The sequence below is a fragment of the Bradyrhizobium sp. GW821-FHT13H06 genome, from assembly GCF_058803975.1.
In genome coordinates, this window is record NZ_JBXAPN010000004.1 from 857,423 (window position 1) to 870,541 (window position 13,119).

Sequence of the window (13,119 nt, forward strand, 5' to 3'; positions counted from 1 at the left end):
GTGCGGCCTTTTGCCCTTTTTCGGACCATCTTCGCAAGCACAGCTTTTAGATCATGTTGCACTGCCAAGGAACCATCATGCGTTTAGCCCTTTACACCGGACTAATACTGGCTGGCGGTTACACCTGCCTGACACCCGCGCTCGCTGCAGACCCGACCGGCGACTGGCGGGTCGCCGACGGCGTCGCCAACATTCGTGTCGCCCAATGCTATGGCAGCATGTGGGGCGCGGTCTCCTGGGAAAAGCAGCCCGGGGGGCGCGACGAGAACAATCCGGATGTCTCGAAAAAGAACAGGCCGACGCTGGGCATGGCGACCCTGATCGACATGAAGAAGAAGCCCGGCATCGATCAGTGGGAAGGACAGGTTTACAACGCCAAGGATGGACAGCTCTACAGCGCGACCATCACGCCGGCTGGTGCCGATCAGCTCGAAATCAAGGGCTGCGTGATGGGCTTCCTCTGCGGCGGCGAGACCTGGACCCGGGTCGGCCCGCCAATCCCCTCGAGCCCCGTCAACGCCATGGCCAAGGGCGCGCCGAAATCCGGCGGCGCCACGCCGCCGAAGGCTCAAGGTGCGCAGGCAGCTCAAGCCACGACAGGCGCCACGGCACCTGCGCAGGCGCCCGCGCCTGCAGCTCCAAAGGCCGCCGGCGCCGCCAAGCCCGCTCAGAAGGGCGCCGCCGACCCCGTCGGCGACATCTGCCTACTCCCTGAGATTGCGGGGTTTGCCCATTAGGGCCGGCTGAAACAGCAGCACGGCGGCAAGCGTCGTCACCAGCGAGAGTGCCAGCAGCTTGCCCATGCTGGACGTGCCGGGATGGCTCGACAGCCACAGGCTGCCGAACGCGGTTGCCGTCGTCAGCGCGCTGAAAAAGATCGCACGCGTGAGGCTGGTCTGGAGCAGGTTTGTTCTGCCCGAGCGCCACGCCACAACATAATAGATCTTGAAGGCGACACCGACGCCGAGCAGCAACGGGAACGCAACGATATTGGCGAAGTTCAGCGGCAGCCCGATCAACACGCAGATCTCGAGCGTCACTGCGCCGGCAACCAGAAGCGGCACCAGCGTCATCAGCACGTCGACGAACCGGCGCAGCGTGATCCACAGCAAGAGCCCGATCACGACCAGAGCGTAGATGCCGGCGTGGATGAACGCCTTCACCACGGTGTCGCCGGATTTCAGGATCGAGACCGGTCCGCCGATCGCGGTCGGCTCGGCCGCGAGCACCGCTGCCGCGAATTTGCGCAGCGTGTCGTTGTCGTTGGGATCGCCCTTGGGCAGCGCCTCGACGCGGATGATGCCGTCCTTGCTCTTCCAGGCGTTGACGAGCTCGGGCGGCAGTGACTTCAGGGTGACCGGCTCGGCCTGCATGGCGTTCCTGAGCTGGTCGAACACGATCTTCATCGGCGTGACGAACACGTCCTGCGCCTTGTTGCGCGCGGCCTCGTCGCTGTCGGCGAGCTTTTCGAGCGCGTCTGCAAGACGGCGCGAGGCGACCGCACCCGGCCCCTTCGCGTCGCCCGCGGTCCGGCGCAGATTGTCGACCGAGGATTTCAGCGACTCGACATTTTCCTGATCCGATGGGGCCGCATCGATCTGATCGGGGTTCAACGCGGGGTTCAGCACCTTGGCCGCCTGCGCAATCAGCTTCAGCTTCGGCGGCTGGTCCTGCGGCACGAAGCTGTCGAGAGACATCACCCTGAGCACCTCGGGCACTTTCTCGAGCCTCGCCTCAACCTGCCTCGCCTGCTCTTCCGACGTCGTCATCACGTTGATGGCATTGGCACCGGTATTGGGGTCCTTGCGCAAATCGAGGAAGGTGGCGATCGATTCGGCCTTGGGATTGCGCAGGTTCATCGGGTTGAAGTCGAACTTCATGAAGTAGAGCAGCGGCAGGCCGCCAAGCGCGAGCAGCAGCGTGCCGCCGACGATCAGCACGCGATGCTTCTCCAGGAAGTGATCGAGCGGGGCCAGGAAGGCATAGCCGACGGGCTCCGGCTCGCCGGGCGGGTTCAGAAGCTTGAGCAGCGCCGGCAGCACGGTGATGCTGGACACGAACGCCACCAGCATGCCGACGCCGGCGATCTGCCCGAGTTCCGAGATGCCCTTGTAGTCGGTCGGCATGAAGCAGAGGAAGCCCGCCGCGGTGGCCATTGCAGCCAGCGACAGCGGCACCGCCGAGCGCTTGGCCGCCAGCACCAGCGCGCCCGAGAGGTCATCGTGCTTGTAGCGCTCGGAGCGGTAACGGACGCTGTACTGGATACCGAAATCGACGCCGAGGCCGACGAACAGCACCGCGAACGCGATCGACAGCAGATTGAGCGAGCCGACCATCATCAGGCCGGCCGCGGTCGTGATCGCAAGGCCCACGAAGAGATTGACGAACACCGCAAAGATGATCTTCGCCGAATGCAGCGCCAGCCACAGGATGAGCAGCACCACGAGAACGGTGCCGACGCCGTTGACGACGGCTCCCTCCTGGACGGTCGCGTATTCCTCGTTGGCGATCGGGACCGGGCCGGTCAGGCGCACCCGCGCCTGGTATTTGTTGGGGAAGTCCAGATCGGCCGCGGCTTTCCGGATCGCGTCGGTCGCGTCCTTGCCCGGCTCCAGCGCGTTGTAATCGAGGATGGGCTTGAACTCGATGAAGGCGCGCTTGTCCGAATCCTTCAACGGCTCGTCGCTGACGAGTTCGCGCCAGGAGAAGCTGGGCTTGCCCTTGTTGAGCACGGTCTCGACGGTCTGCGCGATCAGGTTGAAGGGCCGCTCGGTGTTGTCGAGCTTGACCTGGCCTCGCTTGACGCCGGCAAGGCCGGTTTCCAGCGCGCCGGTCAGGCCGCGGATCGAGGGATCGCCGGCCATGATCTCAATCAGGGGCGCGGCGGATTCGAGCTGGCCGGTCGTCTTGGCGACTTCCTCCGTCGGCAGGAACAACAGTCCATTCCTCTCGAAGAACTCGCCGCTACCGAGTTGCTGCATCGAGTGGAAGTTGGTCTTGTCGTCCTTCAGCTTTGCATAGAGCGCCTCTGCCGCGGCGCTCGCCATCTCCGGCGTCCGGGCCTCGATCACGGCGAGGATCGTTTCGTTCTGATCGAACGCCTGGTCGAATTGCTGGTCGCGCTTGCGCCAGTCGAGATTCTGGGAAATCAGCGAATTGATGTCGGTGTTGATGGCGAAGTGGCGCGCGGCGTAATAGCCCGCTCCCACCGACAGCAGGAGCCCGAGAAGGACGACGAGGGAGGCAAACCGGGTGCAGGCCCTGACAATGGCAACGACTACGCTTTGCAGCACTTCTTTTCTTTCTGCGGTTAACAGCTTGCCAGAAACGCCCGCTGTTTATCGGAGTTTCCGGGCGAAACCTATTGCTGTTTTGAGTGGTTCCCGCCGCTAGAAGGTTCGAGGTAAACGGCGGGAGACCCGGGCAAAATCATGCGGGGCGGCCGGTATAGCCGGGGAGTTGAGGCGGGAAAGTGACGAAGGACGATGCACGAATGTCGCGCATTTGCACCCATCGCATATCCTACTATGGTACCTCTAACATGGCCCCGTAGCGGTCCGACCTTTCCTTAATGCCGATTTTTTGACACAAAGTATTGCGCCTCCATGCGCCAGAGCCCCTCCGGGGGTGGGCGGCTACCGCGTACGCGAACCAATGGTGCGGATATTGCAACTCATTGGTCAGTATCGGGGTGCCGTGGGGACTTACAAAATCGGATTGGTGCAACTTGCGTAATGGGCGTCCAATGGAAGTGTATCTGGCGCAACCGCGCGGCTTCTGCGCGGGCGTGGTGCGTGCGATCGAGATCGTGGAACGGGCGCTGGAGAAATACGGCCCCCCGGTCTACGTGCGCCATGAGATCGTGCATAACAAATACGTCGTCGAGAGCCTGAAGAGCAAAGGCGCGATCTTCGTCGAGGAACTCTCCGAGGTTCCACCGAAAGCGGTGACGGTCTTCAGCGCCCATGGTGTCGCCCGCAGCGTCGAGGAAGAGGCCGCCGCGCGCGATCTTCCGGTGCTCAATGCCACCTGCCCCCTGGTCACGAAGGTTCACAATCAGGGGAAGCGCTACATCGGCAAGGGCCGCACGCTGATCCTGATCGGCCATGCCGGCCACCCCGAAGTCGAGGGCACGATGGGCCAGGTCCCCGGGCCCGTGCAGCTTGTCCAGAGTGTTGAAGAGGTTAAGGCGCTCACGCTGCCGGCGGATACGCCGGTGGCCTACATCACCCAGACCACCCTGTCGGTCGACGACACCAAGGACATCATCGCGGCCCTGCAGGCCCGCTTTACAGACATTCAAGGTCCGGATATCCGGGATATCTGCTATGCGACACAGAACCGCCAATCTGCGGTAAGGGACTTGAGCAAGCTGGTCGACGTGATCCTGGTGGTGGGCGCTGCCAACAGCTCGAACTCGAACCGGCTTCGCGAAATCGGCACCGAGGCCGGCGTCGCGAGTTATTTGATTGCCGACGGCAGCGAGCTCAATCCGGAGTGGCTGAAAAATGCCAGGACCGTCGGCATCACGGCCGGCGCCTCGGCGCCTGAGGTACTCGTGGATGACGTGATCGAAGCGATGCGGCGGCTCGGACCGGTCAAGGTCTCGGTGCTGCCGGGCCGCGAGGAGAACATCGAATTTCGGCTTCCGGCCCAACTGGCTGCGAGCTGACCCACCCGAATTTCAAGCCCAGAAAGAAACGTGTAATGGCTATCCCCTTCTTCAAGGAAATGCGTATCGGCGGCTATTTGCTCAAGCAGAGACTGCTTGGCCGCAAGCGCTATCCGCTCGTGCTGATGCTGGAGCCGCTGTTTCGCTGCAACCTCGCCTGCGTCGGCTGCGGCAAGATCGACTATCCCGACGCGATCCTCAACCGCCGCATGACGGCGCAGGAGTGCTGGGACGCCGCCGACGAGTGCGGCGCGCCGATGGTCGCCATTCCCGGCGGCGAGCCGCTGATCCACAAGGAGATCGGCGAGATCGTCCGCGGCCTCGTCGCGCGCAAGAAGTTCGTCTCGCTGTGCACCAACGCGCTGCTGCTCGAGAAGAAGCTCGATCTGTTCGAGCCTTCGCCGTACCTGTTCTTCTCCGTGCATCTCGACGGCCTGCGCGATCACCACGACAAGGCGGTGTCGCAGAAGGGCGTGTTCGACCGCGCCGTCTCCGCGATCAAGGCGGCCAAGGCGCGCGGCTTCACCGTCAACGTCAACGCCACCATCTTCGACGGCCATCCGGCCGAGGAGATCGCGAAATTCCTCGACCTCACCGTCGAACTCGGCGTCGGCGTCTCGATGTCGCCGGGCTACGCCTATGAGCGCGCTCCGGACCAGGAGCACTTCCTCAACCGCACCAAGACCAAGAAGCTGTTCCGCGACGTCTTTGCCATGGGCAAGGGCAAGAAGTGGAATTTCATGCATTCCGGCCTGTTCCTGGACTTCCTCGCCGGCAACCAGGAATACGAGTGCACGCCGTGGGGCATGCCCGCGCGCAACATCTTCGGCTGGCAGAAGCCCTGCTATCTGCTCGGTGAAGGCTACGCGAAAACCTTCAAGGAGCTGATGGAGACCACCGACTGGGATTCCTACGGCACCGGCCGTTACGAGAAGTGCGCCGACTGCATGGCCCATTGCGGCTATGAGCCGACGGCGGCGACCGCAGCCTTCAACAACCCGCTGAAGGCGATGTGGGTGGCGCTGCGCGGCGTCCGGACGAACGGCCCGATGGCGCCCGAGATCGACCTCTCCAAGCAGCGCCCGGCGCAGTACATCTTCTCGGCGGAAGTGCAGAAGCGCCTGTCGGAGATCCGGAAGGACGAGGCCGCCGCCGCGCAGGCGAAGGCGGCGCAGAAGGCTTCGACCGCGGCATAGTCACGACGAACCTTGTCGCCCGGATGGCATGAAGCGAATCCGGGTGGCAACATCAGCAAAAAAGGCCCGGACGCCAATGGCGACCGGGCCTTTTCCGTTTGTCAGTTCGAAAAGCCGCTCAGGCCGCCTTGGAGACCAGGGCCTCGCTCTCGGCGAACTCCGTCCCGATCAGATAGTCCCGGCACCCCCGCAGGCTGCGCAGCGCCCGATTGAAGTCGATGCCGGTCGAGACCAGCGCATGCAACGTGGTCGGGTTGCGCACGATGCCGCGCAGCACGGCGGCGAGATCGATCTGGCCGTTCGGCTTGATGGCGGCGCGCGCGAGCGCCGGCAGGGCGCGATGGGCGGGATCGCTGATGACGCGGACGGCGGCAAAGGGCAGACCGGCTTCCGCGGCGTAGGCGGCCGCGATGTGGCTCTCCATGTCGACGGCGAATGCCCCCGTTTCCGAATGCAGCGCCGCCTTGCAGGACCGCCCGGTGACCACTTCCTCGGCGCCGGCGAGGCTGCCGCGCACCACACGGCGCCGGCCCGAGGTCAGTCGCTCGATCAGGTCGTCGCCGAGCGACAGCCCGGCGGCCCAGCGGGTGTCGCCGGACAGCACTTCGGTCGCCAGCACGACGTCGCCGGACCGCAGCGTCGGGTCGAGCCCGCCGGCCACGCCGAAGGAGATCACGCCGCGAATCGTTTCGGGATCCACCACCGTCAGCAGGGCCCGCAACTGGGTCGGGCTGCTGGATGAACAGATGACCGCCATTCCGGGCCCGGCCGCAATGCGGGCCTCCTGAACCAGTCCGGTCACGATCAATATCGGCCGCGGGTCGATGGTATTCCCCGCGGTGAAATAGTCCCCCGTCCCCAAAGTCACATTCCGACCCCTACCACCCTGCTGTTGGTGTTCCGCAAGTTCCGATACCGCGCCAACGCCCACAGCGGAAAGAACTTTGGGTAACCATGATAACGTAGATAGAATACACGGGGAAAGCCCGTGGCGGTGTACCGCTGCTCGTCCCACAGTCCTTTTTTGTTTTGTGTTGCAATCAGGTACTCCACCCCGCGGGCGACGGCCGGGTGATCAACCTCGCCTGCCGCCATCAGGGCAAGCAAGGCCCATGCCGTTTGCGAGGCGGTCGAGGGGGCGGTCTCCCATCCCCGGTAGTCCAGCCGATAGCTGACGGCGTCCTCGCCCCATCCGCCATCCTCGTTCTGGATCGAGGCCAGCCAGGCGACGGCTTTGCGGATCATGGGATCGTTGTGGTCGACGCCCGCCATGTTGAGAGCGCACAGAACCGACCATGTTCCGTAGATGAAGTTCATGCCCCAGCGGCCGTACCAGGACCCTTCCGGGTGCTGGGTCTTCCTGAGGTAAGCGACGCCGGCGGCCACATGCTGGCTGGTTGTCGCGGTTTCGCCGAGCTGCGCCAGCATCGAGATGCAGCGCGCGGTGACGTCCTCGGTCGGCGGATCGAGCAGCGCGCCATGGTCCGAGAACGGGATGTTGTTCAGGTAATATTCGAGATTGTTGACGTCGAAGGCCGCCCAGCCGCCGTCGTCGCTCTGCATGCCCTCGATCCACTCGCGGCCACGGGCGATCGCAGTGTCATAGCCGGCGACGCCGTGCTCCCGGCGCATGCGGTCCATCGACATCACCACGACCGCGGTGTCGTCGAGGTCAGGGTAATGGGCGTTGTTGTACTGGAAGGCCCAGCCGCCCGGACGCACGTCGGGCCGCTTCACGGCCCAGTCACCCTTCACCTCGAGCTCCTGCTTCGGAATCAGCCAGTCGAGGCCACGCTTGGCGGCCGGCACGGCCTGCGCATCGCCCGCCTCCAGCAGCGCGTGGGCGGTCAGGGTCGTATCCCACACCGGCGAGACGCAGGGCTGGCAATAGGCCTCGTCGTCGTTGATCACGAGCAGCTTGTCGATGCCCCGCCGCGTGATCGCGCGCGGCGGAAAGTTCTCGTCCTTGCCGAGCGCGTCATACATCATGACGATGTTGGCCATGGGCGGATAGATCGCGCCCATGCCGTCCTCGCCGTTGAGCCGCTCCTCGATGAAAGCGAGCGCAGTATCGATCGCGCGCTTGCGCAGGCTCTTCGGAAATAGCGGCTCGATCACGCGCAGGATCGCATCGAGCGAGCGGAACAGCAGGAACCAGGCCATGCTCTGATGCGGCGCCTTCGCGGTCATGCCGATCGAGCGCGGATCCTGCAGGAACAGCTCGTCGATGCCGACGCCCTTCGGATTCTTCGCGCGCGGCTTCAGCGCGGCGATCACCATCAGCGGCACCATGGTGGTGCGCGCCCAGTACGAAATCTTGTTGAGGTGGAACGGCGACCAGAACGGCAGCAGCACGATCTCGATCGGCAACACCGGCACCGCGCGCCAGGTCACGACGCCGAACGTCGCCAGCAGGAAGCGCGTGAAGACGTTGCTGTTGATCGCACCGCCTCGGGCATGGATCGCCTCGCGCGCGCGCACCATGTGCGGCGCATCGACGGAGTCGCCGATCATCTTGAGCGCGAAGTAAGCCTTCACGCTGGCGCTCATGTCGAACTCGCCGTCGTGCACCAGCGGCCAGCCGCCATGGGCTCCCTGCACGCGACGCAGGTAATTGCCGATCTTGGCTTCGAGCACCGTGTCGACGGGCTCTGCGAGATAGTGGCGCAGCAGGACGTACTCGGCCGGAATCGTGCAGTCGGCCTCGAGCTCGAACACCCAATGGCCATCAGGCTGCTGGAAGCCGAGGACGCCTTGCCTCGCCGACGCAATGCTCGATTCCAGGGTCTCGCGGCTGGTCGCGTTCACGGAATCCATGTCGCTCGATTGCTCCGATAGTGGATTGAAAGTTGACCGGGACATCTGCCCGTCAGGGCCGCTGTGCGGCCAGAACCAGATCGGCAGCGCGATCGCCGGACCGGACCGATCCCTCGATGGTTGCAGGCAATCCCGTAGCAGTCCAGTCGCCGGCGAGGAACAGGTTTTTCAGCGCAGTGACCGGCCCTGGACGCAGGGCATTCTGGGCCGGCGTGGCGGCAAAGGTGGCGCGGCGCTCGCGCACGATCTGCCAGGGGGGCAATTGCGGCGGCAGCTCACCGGACAGGCCGGCGGCCTTGCAGACGTCGGTCCAGATCGCCTGCGCGAGTTCCTCGCGAGGCATGTCGACCAGACGGTCGCCATTGCTGATCGTCACGGAAAGCCGGTTGGGGAACGCGAACAGCCATTCCACCACGCCGCCGATCACGCCGAGGATCGGTGCCGAGCCCGCCGGCGGTGTGATGCGGAAATGCGCGTTCACGATGGCGCGGAATTCGGTCGGCGTCTTCAGGCCCGGCAGCAGGCTCGCGGCGGCGCGCGGCGGCACCGCCATCACCACGACATCGCCCTCACCGATCCGGATCACATCCTCGCCGCCGAAATTCAGCGCGCCGACCTTGCCGTCGGTGGTCGCAAACGAGCGCAGCTCATGGCCCAGCTGAACCGAATGGCCGCGCTCCTGCAAGAACTTCACGGCAGGCTCGATCAGCACCGCGCTGAGACCGTCGCGCGCGATCAAGGGACGGCAGGCCTGCCCGCCCGCGAGCAGCGTCTCGCGCACGATCGCGCCCGCGAGCCCCGCCGAGCCCTCGGGCGGATCGACGTTGAGCGCCGCGAGCAGCAACGGCTGCACCAGACGCTGGTAGAGGATGCCTTCGCAAGGAATGGACTTGCCGACCAGCGTCTCCTCCGACGCCCAGATCAGCGGCGCCAGCTTCAGATAATCGGTGAGGCCGGTGTCGGGAACGCGGCGGCTCTCGTCGAGCACCCAGGTCGGCAACCGGCCAGCGCCGAGATCGATCTGCCAGCGCTGCCCCGTCCTGATGTCGACGAACGGAAACTGCGCGCTCTCGGGGCCGACGAGACCCGCCTCGGTGCCGATCGCGCGCGCATAGGCGCGCGCATGGCTGTTGCCCGACAGCAGCAGATGATTGCCGTTGTCGATGGTGAGATTGGTGGCGCCGTCGAAATAGGAACGGCAGCGGCCGCCGGCCTGGTGCGTCGCCTCGTGCACGGCGACCTTGAAGCCGGCATTGGCGAGCCGCACAGCGGCGGAGAGGCCGGAAATCCCAGCACCGATGATGTGAGCTGTCTTTTGCATCAGATGAAAGCGTAACGGAGCAAGATCAGGATGCGTGTGATCTTCGACACACGCACCGGCTCGCGCGGCACGGTGAAGCCGCGCGCGATCAGCAGGTCCAGGATGGAATGATAGTATTTCGACATGATCCGCGGCGCGCGCACCACGCGGCGCTTGTTGCGGTTCATGATCTCGTCCGACTTCTCGAAATGCACCTTCGCGCGCTGCGCCAGCGGCAGGCAGACCTTCGGGAGCGCGCGCTCGGCGATCACGCGGTCCGGATCATTGGAGGTGATGCCGGCATGCAGCAGCGCCTCGCGCGGCAGATAGAGCCGACCGAGGCCCGCATCCTCGTCGATGTCACGCAGGATGTTGGTGAGCTGCAGCGCGCGACCGAGATGGTGCGCGAGCAGGATGCCGTCTTCCTCGGGCATGCCGAACACCCGCACCGACAGCCGCCCCACGGCGCTGGCGACACGGTCGCAGTAGAGATCCAGCGTCGCCATGTCGGGCGCGCGGATGTCCTGCGGCACATCCATTTCCATGCCGTCGACGATGGCGAGGAAATCCTCGCGCTTGAGCCCGAAGGTCTTCACCGAGGCGACGTAGTCCTTCAGCCGCGGCGGCGGATGGCCCTGATAGAGCGCGTCGATGTCGTCGCGCCATTGCTGGAGTGCGGCGAGCCGCTCCTCCCGCGGGCCGTCGGAATCGGCGATGTCGTCGACCTGGCGGCAGAAGCTGTAGATCTGGAACATCGCTTCGCGCTGGTCGTGCGGCAGGATGCGCATCGCGGCATAGAACGAGCTGCCGGATGCGGTCGAGCCGTAATTGGCGCCGGGCGTGGTCGCCTCAAGCGTCATGTGCAGTCCCCGGTCTGGAAATGGCCTTGCGTCCGATCGCGCGGCGACCGACTTCGCCGATCATCCCGGCGAGGCTGAAGGCGAGCAGCTCGAACTTGTTCAGATGAACGCGCTCGCGCAGGGGATCGCGCACCTTCAAGAGGCGCACGATGCGGTCGGCATAGGCCTGGATCACTGAAATGTCGACGCCGAGGCGAAAATCCCTCACCTCCGCGCTCAGCGACTTGCTCTGGTTGAGCAGCGCTTCATTGCGTGCGGCAAGCGCGTGAAGGCAGGCCAGCATCGCCGGCGGCGACTGCGCAAGCCCGAGCTGCTCGACGGAGGCGCCGTGTGCTGCCAGCGCATCGCGCGGCAGATAGACGCGGTTGAGCTCGCGAAAATCCTTGCCGCAATCCTGCAGGTGATTGTTGATCTGGAGCGCCGCGCAGAGCGCGTCCGATGCGGCCCAGGTCGAGGTGCTCTCGCCATGGACGTCGAGCATGAAGCGGCCGACGGGCATCGCCGAGTAACGGCAATAGTGGATGACCTCGTCCCAATTCTCATAGCGCAACTTGGTCACGTCCATGCGGAAGGCGATGAGCACGTCGAGCGCATGGCGTGGGGCCATGCCGCGCTCGGCCAGCGCGCGGCGCAGCGTGACGGCTTCGGCCTGGGTGTCGCCCTTGCCGAGCAGTTCCGCCTCGAGCAGGTCGAGATAAGCGAGCTTCTGGTCGGGCGGCAGGGTCGCGTGGTCGGCGATGTCGTCGGCGGTGCGGACGAAATTGTAATAGGCCAGGATCAGGGCACGATGGCGCGGATGAATGATCCAGGACGCGACGGGAAAATTCTCGTCGCGGTCACCCTTGCCGGATCGCAATTCGCTCGCAGAGGTCATCGAGGGCTGATTTACAATCGTTTGGACAGGAGGGCTTTTTCGCTCGCGCGGGCTCATGCCGGCGATGCCGCCGCGGCCCCCATATAGGGGAATACGGCCGCAAAACCAATCCTGTCTGTCGATGGCCGCCCTTTGCGGATCGGGCCCCAAAAGGCGGCTCCGGGATCCGCCTTTGGGAGCCAATGACCAAGCTTACTGGTTGTGGTTCTTCAGCACCTGGTCGCAGGCCTGCGAGATCTTGGCCCGGTTCTCCTTGAGACAGGCAAGGATCGTGAAATCGCCCTGATCGATGACCGGACGGCAGAACTTCTGCACATCGCGTGTGCAGGCCTTCTGCTCGGCGTCGGTGCCACGCCCTTGCTGAGCGAACGCCGCCGTCGAAAGGGATGCCGACAGCAGGGTAAGAGCGACGAGAAGATTACGCATTGTATTCCTTCATTCTGACGGCAGAATCGTACCGGACCCGGCTGCACAGGGCGAACTACCGGGGCGGATTGTTCTGATGGCAAGTCGCCGCAGGAGTGGCGGCCCAGAGAAGGCACAAGCACCGGCAAATGCGGCCAAATTGGCACCGCATGTGCCGAATCGGGTCTTCCCCGCGTCTTCATTCGCAGATGTAAGAGGTTGATACTACGTCATAATTCAGAAGATCTGCGTTTTACTGCATACCTGTTGCAGCGCTGCATCTGTCCGCCTTGCCTTTCCCGCCTGAAACATGCCGAAACGTGGCAAATCGGGGGATCAAACCTGGCGCGAGGCGTCGTGGCCCGCCATCCCGGGCGGCCAGGCTTTGAACCTGACCCTGGCTCGGAGCACTAAACTTTCGATGTGGCGAGACGTTCTCAATGGGTAAGCGAACGTCGTTCCAAAACGGGATATTTGCGATGAAATTCTTTGGGCGATCTGGATTGGCAATCAAGGCGGCCGGCATCGGCGCGGCGCTGCTCTTTTCGGTTCCGGCGAGCCTTGCTCAGTCGTCCGGACCGTTTGCCGGTTTCGACGGCGCGTGGACCGGCACCGGCACGGTGTCGTTGTCCGACGGCTCCACCGAGCGCATTCGCTGCAAGGCGGACTACAAGGTGGGCGGCAGCGGCCTCAACTTGAAGCAGGCGCTGCACTGCGCCTCCGACAGTTACAAGTTCGACCTCACCAGCGACGTGACGAGCCAGGGCGAGCGCATCTCCGGCAATTGGAGCGAGTCCAGCCGCAACATCTTCGGCAATCTCCAGGGCACCGCCGGCGGCGGCCAGATCGACGTGTTCGTCGAAGCCAACGGCTTTGCCGCCAACCTGTCGCTGCGCACCAACGGCACCAAGCAGACCGTGCAGATCTCCTCCAAGGGCGAGATCCGCGGCGTCAACATCACGATGACGAAGGGCTGACGCCCTTCCCGCTGCGAA

The 13,119-nt window shown here is 64.5% G+C and carries 11 protein-coding genes; 4 read left to right on the forward strand and 7 right to left on the reverse strand.

What is annotated here, in order from left to right; genetic code table 11:
* The first annotated feature begins 77 nt into the window (after nucleotides 1-77).
* Nucleotides 78-737, forward strand: coding sequence for a DUF2147 domain-containing protein (locus tag AC1RQP_RS21320; RefSeq protein ID WP_239622338.1), 660 nt, complete (start codon nucleotides 78-80; stop codon nucleotides 735-737).
* Here AC1RQP_RS21320 and hpnN read toward each other — a convergent pair.
* Nucleotides 705-3,293, reverse strand: coding sequence for a hopanoid transporter HpnN (gene hpnN / locus AC1RQP_RS21325; protein ID WP_492938391.1), 2,589 nt, complete (start codon nucleotides 3,291-3,293; stop codon nucleotides 705-707). The two genes, AC1RQP_RS21320 and hpnN, sit on opposite strands and share 33 nt — an antisense overlap.
* 452 nt (nucleotides 3,294-3,745) lie before the next feature.
* Between hpnN and ispH the strand changes: the two genes are divergently transcribed.
* Both ispH and hpnH read left to right on the forward strand, forming a co-directional pair.
* Nucleotides 3,746-4,672, forward strand: a complete 927-nt coding sequence (ispH, locus tag AC1RQP_RS21330; RefSeq protein ID WP_239622336.1) for a 4-hydroxy-3-methylbut-2-enyl diphosphate reductase — start codon at nucleotides 3,746-3,748, stop codon at nucleotides 4,670-4,672.
* Between the two features lie 35 nt (nucleotides 4,673-4,707).
* Nucleotides 4,708-5,868 (forward strand): adenosyl-hopene transferase HpnH, encoded by a 1,161-nt coding sequence (gene hpnH / locus AC1RQP_RS21335; RefSeq protein WP_492938392.1) that lies wholly within the window; start codon nucleotides 4,708-4,710, stop codon nucleotides 5,866-5,868.
* 118 nt (nucleotides 5,869-5,986) lie between these two features.
* On the opposite strand, the gene AC1RQP_RS21340 is transcribed toward hpnH, so the two are convergent.
* From AC1RQP_RS21340 to AC1RQP_RS21365, 6 genes are all read right to left on the reverse strand, one after another.
* Complete coding sequence (locus AC1RQP_RS21340; protein WP_239622334.1) at nucleotides 5,987-6,736, reverse strand: phosphorylase; 750 nt, start codon at nucleotides 6,734-6,736, stop codon at nucleotides 5,987-5,989.
* A complete protein-coding gene (shc, locus tag AC1RQP_RS21345; RefSeq protein WP_492938393.1) occupies nucleotides 6,733-8,685 on the reverse strand; it encodes a squalene--hopene cyclase in 1,953 nt (650 codons plus the stop codon). The genes AC1RQP_RS21340 and shc overlap by 4 nt, the downstream gene beginning before the upstream one ends.
* Before the next feature lie 52 nt (nucleotides 8,686-8,737).
* Nucleotides 8,738-10,006: a hydroxysqualene dehydroxylase HpnE gene (hpnE, locus tag AC1RQP_RS21350; protein WP_492938394.1), complete on the reverse strand. Its 1,269-nt coding sequence runs from the start codon at nucleotides 10,004-10,006 to the stop codon at nucleotides 8,738-8,740.
* Nucleotides 10,006-10,845, reverse strand: coding sequence for a presqualene diphosphate synthase HpnD (hpnD, locus tag AC1RQP_RS21355; RefSeq protein ID WP_492938395.1), 840 nt, complete (start codon nucleotides 10,843-10,845; stop codon nucleotides 10,006-10,008). The genes hpnE and hpnD overlap by 1 nt, the downstream gene beginning before the upstream one ends.
* The gene (hpnC, locus tag AC1RQP_RS21360) at nucleotides 10,835-11,719 is read right to left on the reverse strand and encodes a squalene synthase HpnC (RefSeq protein WP_492938396.1); all 885 of its coding nucleotides are present in this window, start codon (nucleotides 11,717-11,719) and stop codon (nucleotides 10,835-10,837) included. The genes hpnD and hpnC overlap by 11 nt, the downstream gene beginning before the upstream one ends.
* A gap of 192 nt (nucleotides 11,720-11,911) precedes the next feature.
* A complete protein-coding gene (locus tag AC1RQP_RS21365; protein ID WP_025035011.1) occupies nucleotides 11,912-12,145 on the reverse strand; it encodes a hypothetical protein in 234 nt (77 codons plus the stop codon).
* A 458-nt stretch (nucleotides 12,146-12,603) separates the two neighbouring features.
* Between AC1RQP_RS21365 and AC1RQP_RS21370 the strand changes: the two genes are divergently transcribed.
* On the forward strand, nucleotides 12,604-13,101 hold the full coding sequence (locus AC1RQP_RS21370) for a hypothetical protein (protein ID WP_492938397.1): 498 nt from the start codon (nucleotides 12,604-12,606) through the stop codon (nucleotides 13,099-13,101).
* The last annotated feature ends 18 nt before the right edge of the window (nucleotides 13,102-13,119 follow it).